This is a genomic window from Mesorhizobium sp. AA23, from assembly GCF_001672435.1.
GTDB lineage: Bacteria > Pseudomonadota > Alphaproteobacteria > Rhizobiales > Rhizobiaceae > Mesorhizobium.
In genome coordinates this window covers 119738-139694 of record NZ_LYTP01000006.1, presented here as the reverse complement: position 1 = coordinate 139694, position 19957 = coordinate 119738, and the positions used below count along the sequence as shown (strand labels likewise).

General features: G+C 64.0%; 18 protein-coding genes. 11 read left to right on the top strand and 7 right to left on the bottom strand.

The genetic code is table 11. The features are described from left to right. Positions 1-180: 180 nt before the first annotated feature. The 3 genes from htpG to groES form a co-directional block, all read right to left on the bottom strand. Entirely contained in the window at positions 181-2073 is a 1893-nt protein-coding gene (htpG, locus tag A9K66_RS08025; protein ID WP_067321997.1) for a molecular chaperone HtpG, read from the bottom strand. 271 nt (positions 2074-2344) lie between these two features. Beyond that, the gene (gene groL / locus A9K66_RS08020; protein WP_066992865.1) at positions 2345-3973 is read right to left on the bottom strand and encodes a chaperonin GroEL; all 1629 of its coding nucleotides are present in this window, start codon (positions 3971-3973) and stop codon (positions 2345-2347) included. A gap of 52 nt (positions 3974-4025) precedes the next feature. Further along, the gene (groES, locus tag A9K66_RS08015) at positions 4026-4340 is read right to left on the bottom strand and encodes a co-chaperone GroES (RefSeq protein WP_066992870.1); all 315 of its coding nucleotides are present in this window, start codon (positions 4338-4340) and stop codon (positions 4026-4028) included. Between the two features lie 347 nt (positions 4341-4687). On the opposite strand from groES, the gene A9K66_RS08010 reads away from it, so the two are divergent. The 3 genes from A9K66_RS08010 (at position 4688) to A9K66_RS08000 (ending at position 7561) form a co-directional block, all read left to right on the top strand. After that, positions 4688-5164, top strand: a complete 477-nt coding sequence (locus A9K66_RS08010) for an Hsp20 family protein (protein WP_067321994.1) — start codon at positions 4688-4690, stop codon at positions 5162-5164. Positions 5165-5252: 88 nt separating this feature from the next. After that, entirely contained in the window at positions 5253-5762 is a 510-nt protein-coding gene (locus tag A9K66_RS08005) for an Hsp20/alpha crystallin family protein (RefSeq protein ID WP_067322042.1), read from the top strand. Positions 5763-6133: 371 nt separating this feature from the next. Beyond that, the gene (locus tag A9K66_RS08000; RefSeq protein WP_067321991.1) at positions 6134-7561 is read left to right on the top strand and encodes a hypothetical protein; all 1428 of its coding nucleotides are present in this window, start codon (positions 6134-6136) and stop codon (positions 7559-7561) included. A gap of 39 nt (positions 7562-7600) precedes the next feature. Here the strand turns inward: A9K66_RS08000 and A9K66_RS07995 are convergent, their stop codons facing one another. Then, complete coding sequence (locus tag A9K66_RS07995; protein WP_067321988.1) at positions 7601-8494, bottom strand: hypothetical protein; 894 nt, start codon at positions 8492-8494, stop codon at positions 7601-7603. A 388-nt stretch (positions 8495-8882) separates the two neighbouring features. On the opposite strand from A9K66_RS07995, the gene A9K66_RS07990 reads away from it, so the two are divergent. Beyond that, positions 8883-10439, top strand: coding sequence for a serine hydrolase (locus tag A9K66_RS07990; protein WP_067321985.1), 1557 nt, complete (start codon positions 8883-8885; stop codon positions 10437-10439). Between the two features lie 66 nt (positions 10440-10505). Here A9K66_RS07990 and A9K66_RS07985 read toward each other — a convergent pair whose 3' ends face one another. Next, positions 10506-11441, bottom strand: coding sequence for a hypothetical protein (locus A9K66_RS07985; protein WP_067321982.1), 936 nt, complete (start codon positions 11439-11441; stop codon positions 10506-10508). A gap of 183 nt (positions 11442-11624) precedes the next feature. Between A9K66_RS07985 and A9K66_RS07980 the strand changes: the two genes are divergently transcribed. From A9K66_RS07980 to A9K66_RS07965, 4 genes are all read left to right on the top strand, one after another. Beyond that, positions 11625-12731 carry a KamA family radical SAM protein gene (locus tag A9K66_RS07980; protein ID WP_067321979.1) on the top strand — a complete coding sequence of 369 codons (1107 nt, stop codon included), beginning with the start codon at positions 11625-11627 and terminating at the stop codon, positions 12729-12731. Between the two features lie 76 nt (positions 12732-12807). Continuing rightward, positions 12808-13644: a BA14K family protein gene (locus tag A9K66_RS07975; RefSeq protein ID WP_082953762.1), complete on the top strand. Its 837-nt coding sequence runs from the start codon at positions 12808-12810 to the stop codon at positions 13642-13644. A gap of 511 nt (positions 13645-14155) precedes the next feature. Then, positions 14156-15028, top strand: coding sequence for a ferritin-like domain-containing protein (locus A9K66_RS07970; protein ID WP_067321973.1), 873 nt, complete (start codon positions 14156-14158; stop codon positions 15026-15028). Between the two features lie 81 nt (positions 15029-15109). Further along, entirely contained in the window at positions 15110-16630 is a 1521-nt protein-coding gene (locus A9K66_RS07965; protein WP_067321970.1) for an FAD-dependent oxidoreductase, read from the top strand. A gap of 93 nt (positions 16631-16723) precedes the next feature. On the opposite strand, the gene A9K66_RS07960 is transcribed toward A9K66_RS07965, so the two are convergent. Both A9K66_RS07960 and A9K66_RS07955 read right to left on the bottom strand, forming a co-directional pair. Further along, a complete protein-coding gene (locus A9K66_RS07960) occupies positions 16724-16912 on the bottom strand; it encodes a hypothetical protein (RefSeq protein ID WP_066992893.1) in 189 nt (62 codons plus the stop codon). A 219-nt stretch (positions 16913-17131) separates the two neighbouring features. Beyond that, positions 17132-17341, bottom strand: coding sequence for a cold-shock protein (locus tag A9K66_RS07955; protein WP_066992896.1), 210 nt, complete (start codon positions 17339-17341; stop codon positions 17132-17134). 553 nt (positions 17342-17894) lie between these two features. Between A9K66_RS07955 and minC the strand changes: the two genes are divergently transcribed. From minC to minE, 3 genes are all read left to right on the top strand, one after another. Next, positions 17895-18758: a septum site-determining protein MinC gene (gene minC, locus A9K66_RS07945; RefSeq protein ID WP_066992899.1), complete on the top strand. Its 864-nt coding sequence runs from the start codon at positions 17895-17897 to the stop codon at positions 18756-18758. 106 nt (positions 18759-18864) lie between these two features. Next, positions 18865-19680, top strand: coding sequence for a septum site-determining protein MinD (minD, locus tag A9K66_RS07940; protein ID WP_067321964.1), 816 nt, complete (start codon positions 18865-18867; stop codon positions 19678-19680). Further along, a complete protein-coding gene (gene minE, locus A9K66_RS07935; RefSeq protein ID WP_042638296.1) occupies positions 19677-19949 on the top strand; it encodes a cell division topological specificity factor MinE in 273 nt (90 codons plus the stop codon). The genes minD and minE overlap by 4 nt, the downstream gene beginning before the upstream one ends. Positions 19950-19957: the final 8 nt, after the last annotated feature.

Below are 19957 nucleotides of genomic sequence, written 5' to 3'. Positions count from 1 at the left end.
CACCGGGGCTGAGGGGGTAGGGCGGCGCTCTGACCTCCGAGCGTAGTAGCGTGGAGAAGCCTTGACCCGTCGGCAGGACAGAGGGGGGCGCGAAGGATCGCGACCGATCTCACCCTTGCGCCGCCTCCTCGTGAGAAGTCACGGCAGGATCCGGGCTCCGTGAGGCGCCCAACGCCCCCACTACTCCCTCGCCAAACCGCGCTCGATCAGGCGAGCAAGCCGCGCCGAAAACGCCCTGGCATCGGCCGGCTTGTCGCCGTCCAGCACGCGCGCCTCGTCGTAAAGCAGATGCGCGGCGTCTTCCTTGAAAGCGCGCTCGCCGTCGCCGAGCTTCGCCAGCGCCGTGACGCGCTCGTGCCGCGGGTTGATCTCGAGGATCGGCTTGGCCGCCTTGTCGAGGCGGCCGGCGGCGTTGAGCAGCCGCTCGAACTGGCGGTCGGGACCGTGCTCCGGTGCGACCAGGCAGACCGCGCTTTCGGTCAGGCGGTCGGAGGCCTTCACGTCCGAGACCTCGTCTCCCAGCGCCGTCTTCACGAAGGCCAGGAAGGTCGCGATTTCGGACGAGATTTCGGCATCCGGCTTGGACGCGGTGTCGAGCAGCGGGATCTCCGACAGTTCGGCCGCGCCCTGCGTCACCGATTTGAACGGCTTGCCGTCGAATTCCGGCGCCATCGTCGTCCAGAAACTGTCGACCGGATCGGTCAAAAGCAGCACTTCGATGCCGCGCGCCCGGAACCCTTCGAGCTGCGGCGAGACCTCGAGCCGGGCGCGGTCTTCCCCGGCCATGAAGAAGATCGCCTTCTGTCCTTCCTTCATCGCGGCGACATAATCGGCCAGGCTGCGCAGCGTCTCGCCGGAAGCGGTCGAGCGGAAGCGGGCGAGCTTCAGCAGCTGCTCGCGCCGCTCGTAGTCCTCGTAGATGCCTTCCTTGAGCACGACGCCGAAATTCTCCCAGATCTTGGCGTAGGCCTCGGCATCGTTATCGGCGAGTTTGCCCAGATCGCCGAGGACGCGGTTGGTGACACCCTTGCGGATCGCGGCGAGCAGCGGGCTTTCCTGGATCATCTCGCGCGAGACGTTGAGCGGCAGATCGGCGGAATCGACCAGGCCGCGCACGAAGCGCAGATAGCGCGGCAACACGTCGGCATCGTCGGTGATGAAGACGCGCCGCACGTAGAGCTTCATACGACCCTTGCGGTCCTGGTCGAAGAGATCGAACGGACGCGAGCCCGGCACGAAGGCAAGTGCGCTGTATTCGTGCCGACCCTCGGCGCGGAAGTGGATGGTGGCGGCCGGCTCGTCATACTGGCCGGCGATGCTGCGGTAGAAGTCGGTATATTCCTCGGGCTTTATGTCGCTCTTCGGCCTCACCCAGAGCGCCGTGCCGTCGGCGACATCGCGCGGCTCGGCGCCCGGCTTCTCAACAAGCGTGATCGGCACCGGCACGTGGCCGGACTGCGACTTCGCCAGCCCTTCGAGCCGGTAAGGCGTGGTGTAGGAACTCGCATCGTCCATCAGATGCAGCACGACGCGCGTGCCGCGCCTGGGAGCTGCCGCAAGCGGCACGGGAGCGATCTCGTAGGTGCCCTTGCCGTCGGAAGACCAGCGCCAGGCTTCCTCGCTGCCGGCCTGCCGGCTGATGACATCGACATGATCGGCCACCATGAAAGCGGAGTAGAAGCCGACGCCGAACTGGCCGATGAGTTGCGAGTCCTCAGTCGCCTTGCCAGCCTCGACGCGCTCGATGAAGGCACGGGTGCCGGAGCGTGCGATGGTGCCCAGAGCCTCGGCCATCTCCTCGCGGCCCATGCCGATGCCGTTGTCCTCGACGGCAAGCTGCTTGTTGTCGGGGTCGGCCGAAATAGTGATGCGCGGCTTTGCGTCCTCGCCCAGCAGCTCGGGACGGGTGATCGCTTCGAAGCGCAGCTTCTCGCACGCGTCCGCGCCGTTGGAGATCAGCTCGCGCAGGAAGACGTCCCGGTCCGAATAGACCGAATGCACCATCATGTGCAGCAGCCGCGAGACATCCGCCTCGAATGTCCTGGTTTCCGTCGTCTTGGTATCCGTCGTCATTCAGAATCTTCCCACATAGTAACTCTGGCCCGTCGCGCCGCGGCGTGTCGAAGCTGCCGATCTCCGCCGATGAGGGGAGATGTCCGACAGGACAAAGGGGACGCGTCCCGCCAGCCGATCTGTCGCGGAGTGCTTTCTCGCTTTTCCGGTTCTTGTCAATTCAGAAGGGTGCCGTTTCCCTCGCGCTCCCTTTTGCCCTGCCGAGCAATCTCCCCCAATTGAACCCTGTCGGGGGAGATTGGCTGTGTCGGCGCCGCGCCTCCCCAGCGTCCTAGAAGTCCATGCCGGCGCCGGCGGGCATGGCGGGTGCCGCTTCCTTCTTCGGCTTCTCGGCGACCATCGCCTCGGTGGTGACGAGCAGGCCGGCGATCGAGGCTGCATCCTGCAGCGCGGTGCGCACGACCTTGGCCGGATCGATAACGCCCTGGCTGAAAAGATCGCCATATTCGCCGGTCTGGGCGTTCCAGCCATAGGCGAAATCGGTCTTCTCGCGCAGCTTGCCGACGATGATCGAGCCTTCCGCCCCGCTGTTCTCGGCGATCTGACGCGCCGGCGCCTCGATGGCGCGCCGCACGATGTCGACGCCGTATCTCTGGTCGGGGTTGTCGGCAGCCACCGCGTCGAGCGCATTGGCGGCCCTGAGCAGCGCCACCCCGCCGCCCGGAAGAATGCCTTCCTCGACCGCCGCGCGCGTCGCATGCATGGCATCGTCGACGCGGTCCTTGCGCTCCCTGACCTCGACCTCCGTCGAACCGCCGACGCGGATCACAGCCACGCCGCCGGCGAGCTTGGCCAGACGCTCCTGCAGCTTCTCGCGATCGTAGTCCGAGGTGGTCTCCTCGATTTGCGCCTTGATCTGCGCGACGCGGCCCTGGATCTCCTCCTTCTTGCCGGCGCCATCGACGATCGTGGTGTTCTCCTTCTCGACCACCACTTTCTTGGTGCGGCCGAGCATCTCCAGCGTGACGTTCTCAAGCTTGATGCCGAGATCCTCGCTGATAGCGGTGCCGCCGGTGAGGATGGCGATGTCCTCCAGCATGGCCTTGCGGCGGTCGCCGAAGCCCGGAGCCTTGACGGCCGCAACCTTCAGGCCGCCGCGCAGCTTGTTGACCACCAGCGTCGCGAGCGCCTCGCCCTCGACATCCTCCGCGATGATGAGCAGGGGCTTCGCCGACTGAACCACCGCCTCCAGAACCGGCAGCAGCGCCTGCAGGTTGGAAAGCTTCTTCTCGTGGATCAGCACATAGGGCTCTTCGAGCTCGACGCGCATCTTATCCTGATTGGTGATGAAGTAAGGCGAGAGATAACCGCGATCGAACTGCATGCCTTCGACCACTTCCAGCTCGGTGTCGGCGGTCTTGGCTTCCTCGACGGTGATGACGCCCTCGTTGCCGACCTTCTGCATCGCCTCAGCAAGGAAACGGCCGATCTCGGCATCACCATTGGCCGAAATCGTGCCGACCTGGGCGATCTCGTCATTTCTGGTCACCTTGCGGGCGTTGGTCTTCAACTCCTGAACAATAGCCTCGACGGCTTTGTCGATGCCGCGCTTCAGATCCATGGGATTCATGCCGGCGGCAACGGCCTTGGCACCTTCCCTGACGATGGCCTGGGCGAGAACGGTCGCGGTGGTCGTGCCGTCGCCGGCGATATCGCTGGTTTTCGAGGCGACCTCGCGCACCATTTGCGCGCCCATGTTCTCGAACTTGTCCTCGAGCTCGATCTCCTTGGCGACAGTGACGCCGTCCTTGGTGATGCGCGGAGCGCCGAACGACTTGTCGATGACGACATTGCGGCCCTTAGGGCCGAGCGTGACCTTCACCGCGTCGGCGAGGATGTTGACGCCGCGCAACATGCGGTCGCGGGCGTCGGAATGGAATTTCACTTCCTTGGCAGCCATTGGAACACTCCTTCAGCAGGCACCTTTCATTCACCGATCGGGTTGGGCCGGTTCAAGCCGCTTTTCCCAACGCCGATGTCTGCTCGACCACACCCATCACGTCGCTTTCCTTCATAATGAGCAGGTCTTCACCGTTGAGCTTGATCTCGGTGCCGGACCACTTGCCGAACAGGATGCGGTCGCCGACTTTGACGTCGAGGGGAATGAGCTTGCCGCTCTCGTCGCGCGCGCCGGAACCGACGGCGATGATCTCGCCTTCCTGCGGCTTCTCCTTCGCCGTGTCCGGGATGATGATGCCGCCGGCCGTCTTCTCCTCGGCCTCGACGCGGCGGACCAGAACGCGGTCATGCAATGGATGGAACTTCATATCGTTCTCCTTCGGGACAAACAGATTTTGAGAGGTTCCTCCACTCCGGACCGGAAGGACCGGAGCGGGGCTCGCGATCCTTTCGGCCTCGCGCATGTGGATTTGGTTTTGCACGCGCCGGTTTCAAGAGGCCGCAAGAAATTTTTTGGCACTCGCAACAGCCGAGTGCTAGCGCCGTGAAAACAAAGGTAATTATGCAGCTTTGACGGGCGCGCCTCGGACCTCTTGACGGCAAAGGAATGAATTCCCAAATCGAACCTGCCGGCGCCTGAAGTGGCCGGCAAGGTCAAGGAGCGCCGCTGCCTTGGCGCTCCTCGTATCTATGTTGCTCAATGGAGGATGTAGCTATGAGAACCAGTTTCGACTTTTCTCCCCTGTTCCGGTCGAGCATCGGCTTCGATCGAATGCTGAACGCGCTCGAGACCGCAAGCCGCATCGAAACCGCTGACAACTGGCCGCCCTACGATATCGCCAAGAGCGGCGAGGACGACTACCGTATCACCATGGCCCTGGCAGGCTTCAGCCAGGACGAACTGGCCATTACCCAGGAGCAGAACATGCTGATGGTTTCTGGCCAAAAGGCAGGCGAGGACAACGGCGAGTACCTGCATCGCGGCATTGCCGGCCGCGCATTCCAGCGTCGCTTCGAGCTTGCCGATCACGTCAAGGTCGTCGATGCGAGCCTCGTCAACGGTCTGCTGACAATCGACCTCAAACGCGAGATCCCGGAAGAAATGAAGCCGCGCCGGATCGAGATCACGGCGGACAAATCATCGCCAAAGGCCGCGACAAAGAAACTCGAGGCCGACAACAAGGCGGCCTGAGCCTTCTCGCCGCGCTTTGCGCCAAGCGCCGGGTGATGTTCCCGGCGCTTGGGGGCCTTGTCTCCGGATGAACAGAAAGGAGGAAAAAATGAGTGTTCGTGATCTGATTCCCTGGGGCCGAAACAATGGTAACCAGGTTCCAAGTGTCTTCCGCGACGGCGAACGCGATCCTTTCCTGTCGCTGCATCGCGAGGTGAATCGGCTGTTCGACGACGTCTTCCGGGGTTTCGGTTCCGGCTTGCCATCCCTAGGCGGCGTATCAGCCTTTGGTGCCGGCTGGCCGAGCGTTGAGATCTCCGACAACGAGAAGGAGATCAAGGTGGCGGCCGAAGTCCCGGGCCTGGACGAGAAGGACATCGAGGTGCTGCTTGATGATGGCGTGCTGACGCTGAAGGGTGAAAAGCGCTCCGAGACGGAGGACAAGGAGCGGCAGTTCTCCGAGCGCATCTATGGCCGCTTCGAGCGTCGAATCCCGCTGGGCTACGAGATCGAAGAAGACAAGATCGATGCCCGCTTCAAGAACGGCGTGCTGACGGTAATGCTGCCCAAGACCGCGAAGGCGCAGTCGCAGGCCAAGCGTATCGAAATCAAGAGCTGATGCCTGGATGCAGGGGTTGGACCGGCGGGTCCGGCCCCTGCGGCATGACGGAACCTCGGCGCTAGATGGAACGGCCAACGCTGGCGTAGGTGCTGGCTGGAGCGTGGCTCCCCTTCCAACGAGTGATCCGCCCGCAGCGGGCGCCAGGTGCTCGCTTGCGGCTCGATGACGTGCGGCCGACGCAGGCCATTCTAACCTTTTACCGCGCTGAGCGCAGATGCCGCTGACGGAACACCGCGCAAGCCTCTGGAAATCCGCGATAACCTTAATTCCTTCCTTCTTTTGGTCAGGCTTCCCGTACGGAACGTTAAGGGCTAGATTAGCAATTCGTTAAGTAATACGGCGGGTGTGAGCGTAAGAGGTGTGCCGTTATGAATTTCAAATCCCTGATCAAACGGGCCGAGGACGTAGACAAGGAATTTCAAGAGCTCCAGTCGGATCTGGCAGAGGCTTTCGAAGAATGTCTTTCGGCTGACGAAGAGACGTCCCCGGGATACGATTCTGCCGCCGACCTGGCGGCAAGCGAGGAGGATCCGCCGGGCGAGACTCAGTCCGAGGCTTCCGCCTCCCGGCTGACGCCGCACACCCAGACACGGTTGGCCGCCTTGGAAGCCGTTTCCGGACTCTTCCGCGACGGACAGGGTCATCTGGAGGAGATCGGGTCAAGGCTGGCCGAGATCGCCACAGCGCACCACATGACGCGCGATATCCTGAACGCCCTGCATCGCGATGCGCTGCGCGCCAATGAGCTGGAGCTGGAGAACGCCGCTCTGGGCGCCGAACACAAGGCCTTGTCGGAACAATTGCTTGACGCTACGCGCAAGCAGCGCGAACGCGACGGCGCGGCCGAGGCCTGGCAGCAGCGCGAGGCAAGTCTCGTCCAGGACAGGGAGTCGCTGCGCGAGGCGCTTGCAGCGGTGCGGCTCGAAATGGTCGAGATGGGCAATGAGAGCGCCAGGCGCGAGGCTGAGTTCGGTGAGATCGTCAAGACCCTGACGGCCAAGACCGTCGAAGCCGACAGGCGCGCTGTCGAGAACAAGCTGCTGCGCGAGAAGCAGGTCGGGCTTTCGATCGAGCTGGAGCAGGCGCAAAAGCGCGAGGCCGAGGCCCGGCACAAATTCGACGAGTTCGCGGCGACCCACGCCAACGAAGCCACGCGCATTGCCGAACTTATGGCCCAGCTCGGTAGCCACGAGAAGGAGGAGGCCCGGCTGCAGAAATCGTTGGAGACGACGCAGGCCAAGCTTGCGGAGACAGCCGAAGCCGCCCGCATTGCCGAAAGCGATGGCGCGGCGGAGCTTGCGCGGAGCCGGGCAGAGCTGCGCGGCTTGCGCTCCGAAATCCAGGAGCTGCAATCGCGGCTGGAGCAGGCCTCCATCGACAAGACCGAGGCGGTCGCCGAGGCGACAGGTCTGAGGGCGCAGTTGAATGACGCCGTGACCGAGCGGCAGATCGCGGAAGAGAAGCTTGCCGTTCTCAGGAACGAGAACGAATTGGACAAGAAGAATTTGTCGGTGATCAGTACCAACCTCTCGCAGCTATCGCTGCAGCAGGCGTCGGAGCAGATCCAGCTCGATATCCAGAAACAGGAATGCGAGGACCTGCGCGCCGAGGTCGAGACGCTGAATGCCCGCATCAAGGAGCTGCTGCCTTATGAGCGGCTGCACAGGGTGACCGACGCCCGGGCCCGGCAGGATGTTGTGCCCGTGACGAATGGGCATGTCACCAACGGGCATATCGTGGAGCCGGCGCGACCCACCGCGAGGCGCCGGCGCAACATGAGAGCCGCCGCGAGCTGACGAAGGGTGTAGCCAGCTCAGCGCTTCACCGCTCTGGGCCTACTTGCCGGTCATCCGGTCAGCAAGCTGCTGGGCCTCGGCAAGCAGTGCCGGGAAGCCCGGATCGCCCGGCAGGCGCTCGCCCATGCAGGCGCGATAATCGCCGTCGCCTTTTTCCCAGGCGGCGTTGGCGGAATCATAGGCCTGCTGGTCCTTCAGGTCCGAGTTCTGATAGGCCTGCTGAAATTTCTGGGCAGCCGCGTCGGCCGCGGTCCAAAGCGCATCGCAGGCCGCGATCTTCGGCACGGGCGGTGAGGCGGGCGCCTCGGCGATCAGGACGCGGTCGCCCTTGACGACCGCGACGACGACCTGCTGGTCGTAGATCGGTCCGACATCCTGCGTCCAGCCGCCGAGCCGCGCGACGGCGATATCGGCGCCTTCGGGCTTCTTCAGTGAAAAGTCGAGCGTCTTCACGAATGCGGCGTCGCTGCCGATGGCCTGCGTATAGAAGGCGTCTAGCTTGAGCGCCTCGTCGATGCCGGCGGGCAGCCGGAGGCCTTCATCGTCCTCGTCAGCCTTGGACCGCAGCCAGCGCTCGACCAACCCGCGGGTCGTCGCGACGATGCTCGGGCCGGCATCGCTCTTGGCGTAGCGCAGCCCGTCCAGCATGCCGAAGCCAATATCGGAGGCGCTCAGGCTCTGCAGATTGATCGTGCCGGTTGCCGGAAAATCCTTGACCGCAAGCGGGCCGAGAATGGCGGAAAGACGCTTTTCCAGATCGGCCAGCGCCTTGGTGTTGGCGCCATCGAGCGCCTCCACTTCCGCGTTCGAGCTCTCCTGCGCCGCGATGTCGGAAATCGCCTTGTCGCGCGCGGCGATATAGTCGTCCTCCGGCGATGCCGCGAAAACCACGCCGCTCGCCAGCGCGAACAAAAACGCCCAGACCAGCCGCATTCTATAACCCCAATTCAAACCAAAGCCCTTGTGGCCTTCGCCTGACTTGGCGGCTTTTGCGTGGCGGAATCCCGGGGAGAACCCGAATTTAATATCCGGCCTTCCGCGATGATTGGCGAAAGCCGGCGCCACATCTGATCTCCCCCCAAGTGGGAGAGATGTCCGGCAGGACAGAGGGGGGCGCGAAGGAACGCAAGCTTTCGTGTCCAGAGCACAGCCATGATGTCGGGGACGGCCGGATCTTCTAAGGCGGGCGCAGGCCCAGAGGTGAGGGACGCACCCGGCGCCACACCAGTCGATTGGGAGGATGATCAGGGCGGCGCAGGGCTTGGCCAGGCCGGTGCCGGCCTGTACAATCTTAGGGTGAATGCAGGGAAGGGAGCGCGCGATGCGGCTTGGTCGGGATCTCTGTCATTTGACGGTTTTGGCCTTCATCGCCGGACTGGCGCTTTGGCCGCACGCGGCATCGGCCGATCCCGTCACGCCCGCGCGCATCGCCGCCGCCTTGCCGAAGCTCGAAGCGCTGGCGCAAGCCGCCGTCGCCGATGGTGCCGTCCCCGGCCTTGCCATCGGCGTCGTGCATGACGACAAGGTGATCTTCCTCAAGGGTTTCGGGCATCGCGAAGCCGGCAGACCGGAGCCGGTCGACGCCGACACGGTGTTCCAGATCGCCTCCCTTTCGAAGCCGATCTCGGCTACCGTCGTGGCCGCGCTGGTCAGCGACGGGGTGGTATCCTGGGATTCGAAGATCGCCGATCTCGATCCGGCCTTCCGCCTTGCCGATACCTATCCCACCGGCGAAGTCACCATCCGCGATCTTTTCACGCATCGCAGCGGCCTTCCCGGCACTGCCGGAGACGACCTTGAGGGCATCGGCTACGACCGCGCCGAAATCCTTCGCCGCCTCCGCTTTGTGTCGCCATCGTCGAGCTTTCGCGCCGGCTATTCCTACAGCAATTTCGGGCTGACCGAGGGTGCCGTGGCGGCCGCGAAGCCGACAGGCAAGCCCTGGGAGACGGTCGCGGAGGAAAAGCTCTACCGCCCGCTTGGAATGGCTGCGACCAGCTCCCGTCACGCGGACTTCATCAGCCGCGCCAATCGCGCCGCGCTGCATGTCAAGATCGACGGCGTCTGGGCCGCAAAGGTCAAGCGCAATGTCGATCCTCAGGCGCCGGCGGGCGGCGTGAATTCCAGCGCGCGCGATCTCATGCAATGGATGCGCCTGGTGCTCGGCGACGGGGTTTATGCCGGCCGGAGGCTGATTGCTTCCGATGCGCTGCGACAGACGCATCTGCCTCAGATGGCGCTCGGCCGCAATCCCGTAACCGGAGGCGAGTCTTTCTATGGCCTCGGCTGGAATATTGATTTCGGCCGGCACGGCCTGAGCTGGGGCCATGCAGGCGCCTTCAGCGTCGGTGCGCGTACGGTGGCGACGCTGTTTCCGCAGGAGAAGCTTGGCATCGTTATCCTTACGAACGCCTTCCCGACCGGTGTCCCGGAAGGGTTGTCCGACAGCTTTGCCGATCTGGTCTTCGACGGAAAAGTCGAAAAGGACTGGGTCGAGGCCTGGGACGGAATCTATGCCGGGATGCTGGGTCCGGCGATCGCCGCGGCCAAGGCCGAATATGCCGCGCCTCCGTCTCCGCCAAGGCCGGCCCGGCCGGCCAGCGCCTATTCCGGCCGCTACGGCAATGACTTCATCGGCGGCGTGACCGTGTCGAGCGCGGGCGACGGCCTTGTGCTCGAGGTCGGACCGGCCGGAGCGCGGTCCTATTCGCTGACGCATTTCGACGCCGATCTGTTCCTGACCCATCCCGACGCCGAGACGCCGGACCGGCCGGCGGGCGTGAGCTTCGTCGTCGGCCCCGACGGCAAGGCCTCGGCGATGACGATCGAGTTCCTCGACGACAATCATCTGGGCAGGCTGCAGCGGGTGGGAGACTGATCGCTTCACCCAGAGCCGTGCGGCGATTCTGGGTGAACGACAGCATCAAAACAAAGACCAGCGGGCTCAGGATGCCTGGCCGTAGCGGAGCAGCTTGAAGCAGTCGCCGCTGCCCGACTTTGTCTGCGTCAGGACCGATTTCGCGCGGTCGATCCATTCCTGCTGCGATTTGGTGTCGGTCTCGATCGCATCAACCGGTGCAAGGGCGACGAAACTCTTGCCCTTGCTGAAGAGCCAGCAGGCGCGGGCGAGAAACCGCCTGCTGCGCTGGCGCAGCAGGTCGGCGTCATAGAGGATGTCGAGCACCTCGTGCTTGATCTTCGGTTCCTTGTCGGGCTTGGCGACCGCGGCCTCCACCGCCTCGTCGCCGATCGCGTCATGCAGGTCCTTGTAGTCGAGGGCTAACTGCGTCGTCGCGTATTTGATCTCGTTCTCGTCGCGCACGATGTTGAACCACAGCGTCGGATCGATCTCGTTGACGACAAAGGTGGCTTCGAGGTCGCGCGACAGGTTCAGAATTTCGAAGTCTCGAACATCGACATCACGTTCGACCAGCAGGATCTTTTCGACCTGCTTGGCGAGCTCCGTTCCCCTGGCGGTGATCGCGGCGTTGCTTCCGCCGTGTTCGGGGCCGACATAGGCGCTGCCCTCATCCAGTATCTCGTCGAACTCGCCCAGCGTTTCGATGACGGGGGCGCCGCGGGCAACGCGCGCCGCCAGTTTGGCGAGAACCTGCTGCAGCTCGGTCTCGCGCTTGCGCTGGTCCTGATAGTTCTGCTGGAAGAAGAAGATGAACAGCGAAACGCCGATGCCGATCAGGATCACGCCCAGCTGCGAAAAGATGTTGCGATAATATTCCAGCAGCTTTTCGCGATGGCGCAGTTCGTCGCGCACGCTGTGCGCCACGCGCAGATTGACGATGAGCGAAATGATCAGCAGCCCGGCGCCGACCAGGATGAGCCCACCGATGAGAAGGTAGCCATGGCCTGCGCTGAAATCCATTCGTCTCGCCCCCGAAGCCTGCGCCAAATTAGCGCCAATTTCGTCGCGCTCAAAGCCACGAGACAAGCCGGGCATCAGGCCCGGCCGGTCTCGCGCGCCACTCCACCGCTCTGCGGCAACCAAAACGATTGACCCGGCCATCCATCCGGCCGATATCCCGCGCAAGTTCGCACCGAGACCCCAATGACCTCAAATACCGATCTCAAGGAAGCCGCGCGCGGACCCGACGCCGCCTGGCAGGACGACGTGCGTGCCGGCGTGCGCCATGTGCGCGACCTCGCAGCCCTGCCGCTCTCACCGGCCGAGCGCGCCGCTGCGCAGCAAGCCGCCGCCGCCCACAAGGTGCGCGTGCCGAAAGCCTATCTCGACCTGATCGACTGGAACGATCCGAACGATCCGATCCGCGCGCAGGTAATCCCGTCGCCGGACGAATTGATCACTGCCGAGGGCGAGCTCGGCGATCCGATCGGCGATCACGCCTTCAGCCCGGTGCCCAGGCTGACCCATCGCCATGCCGACCGCGTGCTCTTGTTTCCGACCTATCAATGCGCGGTCTATTGCCGCTTTTGTTTTCGCAAGGAGGCGCTGACTTCGATCGGCCGCGGCTATACGCGCGAGGCGCTGGAGCCAGCCCTCGCTTACATCGCCCAACATAGCGAGATCCGCGAGGTGATCCTGACCGGCGGCGATCCGCTGTCGCTGCCCGACAAGGCGCTCGCCGAAATCCGCGCCCGCATCGAGGCCATCCCGCATGTGCGGCTCCTGCGCATCCACACCCGCGTGCCCGTGGCGCTGCCGTCGCGCATCACGCCCGGCCTGACGGCATCCCTGCAGGGAAGACTAATGGTGACGGTCGTCACCCACTTCAACCACCCGCGCGAGATTACGCCGGCCACCGAAACGGCTTGCCGGACCATGCGTCAGGCGGGTTTTGTTCTGCTTAACCAGAGCGTTCTCTTGAAGGGCGTCAACGACAAGGTCGAGGTGCTGGAAGAGCTCTGCCGCGAGCTGATCTATCGGCTGGGCGTAAAACCTTACTATCTTCACCATGGTGATCTGGCGCCGGGCATGGCGCACCGCCGCACCACGATTGCCGAGGGCCAGGCGCTGGCCGCGGAACTGCGCCGGCGCCTCTCCGGCATCTGCAACCCGACCTATGTCATCGATCTGCCCGATGGCGGCGGCAAGGTGCCGCTCGGCCACAGCCACATCGAGGGCCGGGACAGCGAGACATGGCGGATTCGCGGGCAGGACGGGAAGGTGAGGGAGTATGGCGAGGTGGTCGCCTAGTTCCTCATCTCGAGAGGCGGCAGAGGAACTCCCATCCGCCCCCCGCATTGTATAGCGGGGGTCGAAGGAGAGCAGCGTGAAGGCATTGTTGGGAATCGTCGGCGGCTTCGTGCTGACCCTGGCCGTGTTTGCCTCAGGGCTCGCCTTCGCCACTTGGCTGCTGGCCGCCAAGCCGGTGCGCCAGGCAACGCCGGCGATCGGCGTTTCGGAGCTCTGGACCAAGGACGCCAGGCCCGTCGATCCGGCGAAGCAGGATCTCGAGCGCATCCCGGCCCAGCAGGCCGCCGGCGCGTCCGTTAAGGCGGACGAGGGGGCCAAAGCGGCGGATACGGCCACGCAGACCGCAGCTCTCCCAACGCCGCAAGCCGCCGCGCCGCGGCAGTTGCAGCCCTTGCCCGAAATCTCTCCGCCCAATGGTTCACAGACGGGCCAGGCCGATGCGGCTGAACAGCCTTCGCAGCAGGCGCCGGCCCAGCAGGCACAATTGCCCGCCGCGCATCTCGAATGGTGCGCCAACCGCTATCGCAGCTACCGCCCGCAAGAAAACAGCTACCGCTCCTACAGCGGGGAGATTCGCCCCTGCATCTCGCCCTATTTCGATCCGGGCGGCGATCGCACAGCCTCGACCGACGGGCACCAATCCGATCAGCCCTGGATGAACAATCAGGGCGAGGTGACTGACGACGAGGCCGAGGTGGAAGGCTATCCCACGACACGGGACGGCTACGCGACGACCTATGGCGGCCCGCCGGAAGAGATTTTGCCGGAGGAGCAGCCTTCCAGGGATCGGCTGTTGGGCCCGCAAATGTCGGGAGACCATATCGACTCCTGCTTCAGCCGCTATCGCTCCTACGATCCGCAGGACAACACCTACCAGCCCTATGACGGCGGCCCGCGCCGGCAGTGCGAGTAGGGCGGCCCACGTTCCTGCGAAGTGACGCTGGGCCGCTGAATCTGGCGCGAGACACCCTCTTGTAACTCAACCGAATCCGTTATTGTTGCGAACGCGGTGGCGGACTGCGGCCTTCACGCCTCAGGTGCCTGGCAAGCCGCCTACGGCCTGCTCGCCGGCCTCATGATCGTCGCAGCCCGTGAGGTGGGGCTGGCGGCTTGAGCTCAGGCTGGAGCGCGAAGCCGAGCGCGGCAGGCGATCTCCTGGGCCTTGTTCATGGCCCGGAGGTCGCGGCGAGGCGCCCGTCGCCGCCCTGCCTGCAAGCCCGGCGCCGACCTGGGCGACAGGGCTCGAGCCATTGGCTGCGCAAAACCGCACCGGCGCCACGCGAGCCGTATCGCGGCCGCATCAGGCTCCCCCAGGCAAAGCCATATCGGCTTCTTTTCAGGAACATTCTGCCTTCTGCGAAGTTTGGCGGCTGGCCCGCTCATTGAGGCCAAACCGGTTGACAGGCGGGCTTCGGGAGGAAGCTATGACCGCTGTCACGCCTTCACTTCATGTTTGTCGCCGCCGGGCACTGCAAATCGGTCTTGGAGCGACCATTGCTTCAGCGGCCGGCGTTGCTTCGACTTCGTCTGCTGCCGCGCAGGACGACATAAAAGACGAAGACATTTTCCGCTTCGCGCTCAACCTGGAATATATGGAGGCCGAATATTACCTCCGCGGCACCACGGGAAAAGGCATCGAGGACTCAGACATCGGTTCCAAACCCGGCGATGTCGTCGGCGGCAAAAAGGTTGCCTTCGATACGCCCGCGGTCGGTGAATTCATGCGCGAGGTCGCGGAAAACGAACTTGCCCATGTCAGGTTCTATCGCAAGACGCTTGCGTCGAATGCGGTGGACCGGCCGGCGATCGATTTCGATGCCGGCTTTGCCGCGGTCGCCAAGGCGGCCGGCCTCGGCGACGATTTCGATGCGTTTGGCAATCAGATGAATTTGGTGCTCGGCGGTATGCTGTTCGAGGACGTCGGTGTGACGGCCTACGCCGGTGCGGCGACTGTCCTGAAGAACAAGGAATTCCTCGCTGCCGCGGCTGGAATTCTCGCGGTCGAGGCCTATCACATGGGAATGGCGCGGTCGTCGCTCTATCGCATGGGCGAAAAGGCCTGGAAGGCCGCGAATGCGGTTTCCGACGCACGCGACAAGATCGATGGGAACGAGGACAAAGACCAGGGCATTCAGGTCGACGGCAAGGCCAACGTCGTTCCTTCGACGCCGGATGCGATTGCCTTCACAAGGACGCCGCAGGAGGTGCTGCGCATCGTCTATCTGACCGATCAGTCGGGTGTGAGCAAGGGCGGCTTTTACCCGAACGGGATGAACGGAACGCTCAGGAGCACCTAGCCGTTAGGGCGGAGCCGGTCACGATGATCTGCAACCCGCGCCGAGCAGCATTCGGCGCGGGCATCCGATACGAGGCAGGCAATGAACGTCAGCAGCGAAGCGACCAGATCTTTTTGGACACTCGACACCAGCTTGCCCAACGCGCCTCGCCTCGAGCAGGATGAGCATTGTGACGTAGCCGTCATCGGCGCCGGCATCGCCGGCGTTTCCATCGCCTACGAACTGGCCTTGGCGGGACGCAAGGTGGTGCTCGTGGATCGCGGCCCCTTGCTCGGCGGCATGACATCGCGCACGACCGCCCATCTGGCACCCATCTGCGACGACGGCTTGAGCGCGCTGATCGACATGCGCGGCGAGGCTCTGGCGCGCGGATTCCAGGAAAGCCAGCAGGCCGCCGTCGACCGCATCGAACGCCATGTCGCCACGCTGGAGATCGACTGCGATTTCCGCCGGCTGGAAGGCTTCCTGTTTCCGGCCGCATGGATGGACGAGAAAGAGGCCGCCAGAGAATGCAACAAGGAGTACGCGGCTGCGGCAAAGATCGGCGCCGAGGCTGAGCATGGCAAGGGTGTGCCGCTCAAGGGCCATGAAACGGCGCCCATCCTGCGCTATCCAGACCAGGCGACCTTCCACCCGCTGAAATATTTGCGCGCGCTGCTGGCCGATTTCGAGAAACGAGGCGGCAAGGCATTCGCCGACAGCGCCGTCACCGAAATCGAGGAGGGGGACAAGGTTCGCCTGAAATGCGACGGCGGCTCCACCGTAACGGCTTCGAACGCAGTGTTTGCCACCAATTCCCCGATCAACACCTGGGTCAAGATCCACAGCAAGATGGCGCCTTACCGCACCTATGCGATGGCTTTCGACATTGCCAGGGGAACCCTCCCGGATGCGCTCTACTGGGATATGGACGATCCCTATTATTATCTCCGCCTCAATCCCGGCCCCGGCAAGACGGACTGTCTCATCGCCGGCGGCCGCGATCACAAATCGGGCGAAGCGGATGACGGCGAGGCACGCTTTGTCGCGCTCGACGCCTGGATCAGGGCATTGGTGCCCGATCTTGGCGAAGAACGAGCACGATGGTCCGGCCAGGTCCTCGAAACGATCGACTATTGCGGATTCATCGGCCGCAGCCCCGGCAACGGCAACGTCTTCATCGCCACCGGCGACTCCGGCCAGGGCATGACGCATGGCGCCTTGGCCGGACTGCTCATCCGCGACCTGATCGTGGACGGATCGAACTCCTGGGAAGCCGTCTACGCCCCCGACCGGACGCCGCCCGCCGCGCTCGCACACTACGTCAATGAGAACCTTACGACGGTGAAGAACCTTGCCGGCTATTTGCTGCCCGGTGAGGTCAAGTCGGCCGACGCCCTCGAGCCCGGCGAAGGCGGCATCCTTCAGGACGGCTTGAGCAAGTTCGCCGTGTGCCGCGATCGCGACGGCAAGCTGCACCGGCATTCGGCCAGTTGCACGCATCTCGGCTGCATCGTGCACTGGAATTCGACCGAGCAATGCTGGGATTGCCCCTGCCACGGCTCGCAGTTCGCGCCGGACGGAGCTGTCCTCAACGGCCCGGCCATCCGGCCTTTGGGATAGTTCAGCTGGAGGGCATTGGATCGGCGATCCCCAGCCGCGGGAACTCGAGCCGAATCGCGTCGGGAGAAGTAGACTTCCCCAAGACCTCCGTCGCTATTTTCGCCTTGCCGGCTTCTTCTTTGGCTCCGCTTCAACCGGCCCGCGGGCGAGCCTGGCCGCGCGGAGCCGTTCCGTCTTTGCCTGCCGCGCTGCCGCTTCGCCCTCGATTATCGTGCGCGCCGTCTTCGTGGTGGCTTCGCTCTTGGCGTCGCCCTTCGGCTTGAACACACTGGTTTCGGCCATGGTCTACCTCGCGATTTGAAACGAAGAAGGCCGGGCAAGCCCGACCTTCCAAAGCATATCTCCCGAAATCGGAAACCGGTTAGGGGAAGACATGCGTAAAACCCCAAAACATGTTGCCCGAAATCGGGAGCCGGTTTCGGGACGAAGACATCCGCAAGATCAAAGTGCTCCAAGGCCAATGCCGGTACATCCGCGGTCAAAGGCCATGGATGCACGGCATCAGCCCGCCTGGATATTCTCCGCCGAGCTTTTGCCGTTCCGCTGGTTCTTCACGATGTCGAAGCTCACCTTCTGGCCCTCCGCTAGCGAGCGCATTCCGGCGCGCTCGACGGCGGAGATGTGGACGAACACGTCCGGCTGCCCATTGCCCTGCTCGATGAAGCCGAAGCCTTTCGTGGCGTTGAAAAACTTCACTGTTCCAGTAGTCATACGATTTTCCTTTCAAATCGACGCAAATCATCGCCGCCTGGCTGCGTGCCAAACGTCGCAGTCTTCGAAATTGAGAGGGAAGATCGTCAGGGCGCCAAGGCGCAGAAACAACATTCGTTCAACAAGTTCGATTTGAAAAACATAGCGCTTAACCGAAGCGGCGACAAGGCGAGGCGAAATAATATTGTCGGCGCCGTTGTCCTGAAAAGCTTGCCGGCGACTAAATTTCGCTTGACGCGCGACGCCGTCCGACTCCTATGAAGGGCTTCCGCGTGGCGCCGAAGAAAGAGCCGAGATACAGATCTTGGTGCCTCCGCCGACAAGAGCCGAAATGCCGAGCATATTGTTGGCCGTTAGGCCCCGCTGAGCGTTCCTTGCCGGCTCACGCCATGTGTCGAATTGTGTGCTGGATAGACGCTGCGGCAGGCACTGTGACCACCCCGCCACAAAACTTAGCTGCGCCAGTTCCTCAGCGGCCGCCATCCGCAAAATTAACCTTTTGTTAACCATTCGCCCGGCACCTTTTAACCATTGAGTAAGGATTCGTCTGGCCGTGACCTTCGCCGCCCCTTTGCACAACAAATCCATCCGCTTCCGCGCCCGCTCCTTCGTCGCTTTCACGCTGACGCCGGAGGCGCCGATCGACGAGTGGCTGGAGGGGCTCGATCACTGGATCGGCAACTCGCCGGGCTATTTCAACGGCCGCCCGGTAGTGTTGGATCTCAATACTTTGAAGCCGGGCCCGGAGGAGATCGCTGCACTTGTCGGCACGCTCGCCCGGCGCGGCATCCGCGTCTATGCGATCGAGCTCGAGGGCGCCGAGCTCGGCCCCGATTTGCCGCCGCTGCTCGCCGGCGCCAAGGAGGCGACCGCCGAGGGCCTGCTGGGCAGGGCCGCGCGCAAGGCGAAGGCGGAAGAGATCACGGTCGAGACGGCTACGGTCGAGGACGTGCAGCCGGGGCAAATGAGGGCGCCGCAGGATGAACTGGCGAAGCTCGATGCGCAGAACGCGCGAGCCGCCGAAGCAGCCAAGTCGGAACCGGCCGGGTCGGGGCAGGGTGCTGTACCGGCACGGCACGAGCCTTCCGCCGGCACGCTGATGATCAAGGCGCCGATCCGCTCGGGGCAGTCGGTCTTTCATCCGCATGGCGACGTCATCGTGCTGGGCTCGGTCGCGTCCGGCTCGGAAATCGTCGCCGGCGGCTCGATCCATGTCTACGGCACGCTGCGCGGCCGGGCGATCGCCGGCTCGGAAGGCAACACATCGGCGCGCATCTTCTGCCGCAAGAATGAGGCCGAGCTGCTCGCCGTCGACGGCTGGTACACCACGGCCGAGGAGATGGAAGGTGTTTCGCGCGGCAAGGCGGTGCAGGCCTTCCTCGAAAACGATGCGCTGTGCGTGGTGCCGCTCGGCTGAGTCTTTGGCCGCAAGCTTCGGACCGGTTTCGAGTGCCATTGTCCTTCATGAGTCCGCCGTGCCCGGCACGGCCAGAGAATAAAAATCGCCAACGGAGGCTGGATATATGGGCAAGGTAGTCGTGGTCACCTCGGGCAAGGGGGGCGTCGGCAAGACAACCTCGACGGCCGCGCTCGGCGCTGCCGTGGCCAAGACCGGCAAGAAGGTTGCGCTGGTCGATTTCGACGTCGGCCTGCGCAATCTCGACCTCATCATGGGTGCCGAGCGCCGCGTGGTGTTCGACCTCGTCAACGTTATCCAGGGCACCGCAAAACTGTCGCAGGCGCTGATCCGCGACAAGCGGCTGGAGACGCTCTATCTGCTGCCGGCCTCGCAGACGCGCGACAAGGACGCGCTGACCGAGGAGGGCGTTGCCGAAGTCATCGCCCGGCTGCGCTCGGTGTTCGACTATGTCTTCTGCGACAGCCCGGCCGGCATCGAGCGCGGCGCCCAGCTTGCCATGCGCTTCGCCGACGAGGCGGTCATCGTCACCAACCCGGAAGTGAGCTCGGTGCGCGACTCCGACCGGATCATCGGCCTGCTCGACGCCCGCACCATGAAGGCCGAGCAGGGTGAGCTGATCCAGAAGCACGTGCTGGTCACGCGCTATGACGCGACGCGCGCCTCGCGCGGCGAGATGCTGTCGATCGACGACGTGCTGGAGATCCTTTCGACGCCGCTGCTCGGCATCATCCCGGAAAGCCAGGATGTGCTCAGGGCCTCCAACCTCGGCGCGCCGGTGACGCTCAGCGAGCCGATCAACACCGCCGCCAAGGCCTACCTCGAAGCGGCACGGCGCCTGGAGGGCGAGGACCTGCCGGTGGTCGTCCCCTTCGAGCGCAAGGGTTTCCTCGAACGGCTTCTCGGAAGGAGGGCGGCATGAGCATTCTCGACCTCTTCAAGCGGCGCACCAGTGCGCCTGTGGCGCGCGAGCGGCTGCAGCTGCTGCTCGCCTATGAACGCCAGAGCCGTGGCCAGCCAGACCTCGTCTCCATCCTGCGCGAGGAGATCATGGCCGTCATTGCCAAGCATGTGCAGATCGACCAGGACTATCTCCAGGTCTCGATGGATCGCGGCGCCACCATGTCGACGCTGGAGATCGACATCCAGATCCCCAACAAGAGCGCCGCGCCGCTCGCGATGGCGGGGTGAAGCTGGTT

What these genes read in the sequence shown, in the direction of transcription:
- A9K66_RS07990 (WP_067321985.1), top strand. Translation starts at nt 8,883, where the DNA reads ATGCGGCTTGGTCGGGATCTCTGTCATTTGACGGTTTTGGCCTTCATC.
- A9K66_RS07995 (WP_067321988.1), bottom strand. Translation starts at nt 8,494, where the DNA reads ATGCGGCTGGTCTGGGCGTTTTTGTTCGCGCTGGCGAGCGGCGTGGTT.
- A9K66_RS07955 (WP_066992896.1), bottom strand. Translation starts at nt 17,341, where the DNA reads ATGACTACTGGAACAGTGAAGTTTTTCAACGCCACGAAAGGCTTCGGC.
- A9K66_RS07960 (WP_066992893.1), bottom strand. Translation starts at nt 16,912, where the DNA reads ATGGCCGAAACCAGTGTGTTCAAGCCGAAGGGCGACGCCAAGAGCGAA.
- minD (WP_067321964.1), top strand. Translation starts at nt 18,865, where the DNA reads ATGGGCAAGGTAGTCGTGGTCACCTCGGGCAAGGGGGGCGTCGGCAAG.
- groES (WP_066992870.1), bottom strand. Translation starts at nt 4,340, where the DNA reads ATGAAGTTCCATCCATTGCATGACCGCGTTCTGGTCCGCCGCGTCGAG.
- groL (WP_066992865.1), bottom strand. Translation starts at nt 3,973, where the DNA reads ATGGCTGCCAAGGAAGTGAAATTCCATTCCGACGCCCGCGACCGCATG.
- A9K66_RS07965 (WP_067321970.1), top strand. Translation starts at nt 15,110, where the DNA reads ATGAACGTCAGCAGCGAAGCGACCAGATCTTTTTGGACACTCGACACC.
- A9K66_RS07985 (WP_067321982.1), bottom strand. Translation starts at nt 11,441, where the DNA reads ATGGATTTCAGCGCAGGCCATGGCTACCTTCTCATCGGTGGGCTCATC.
- A9K66_RS08005 (WP_067322042.1), top strand. Translation starts at nt 5,253, where the DNA reads ATGAGTGTTCGTGATCTGATTCCCTGGGGCCGAAACAATGGTAACCAG.
- A9K66_RS07980 (WP_067321979.1), top strand. Translation starts at nt 11,625, where the DNA reads ATGACCTCAAATACCGATCTCAAGGAAGCCGCGCGCGGACCCGACGCC.
- A9K66_RS07970 (WP_067321973.1), top strand. Translation starts at nt 14,156, where the DNA reads ATGACCGCTGTCACGCCTTCACTTCATGTTTGTCGCCGCCGGGCACTG.
- A9K66_RS08010 (WP_067321994.1), top strand. Translation starts at nt 4,688, where the DNA reads ATGAGAACCAGTTTCGACTTTTCTCCCCTGTTCCGGTCGAGCATCGGC.
- minE (WP_042638296.1), top strand. Translation starts at nt 19,677, where the DNA reads ATGAGCATTCTCGACCTCTTCAAGCGGCGCACCAGTGCGCCTGTGGCG.
- htpG (WP_067321997.1), bottom strand. Translation starts at nt 2,073, where the DNA reads ATGACGACGGATACCAAGACGACGGAAACCAGGACATTCGAGGCGGAT.
- A9K66_RS08000 (WP_067321991.1), top strand. Translation starts at nt 6,134, where the DNA reads ATGAATTTCAAATCCCTGATCAAACGGGCCGAGGACGTAGACAAGGAA.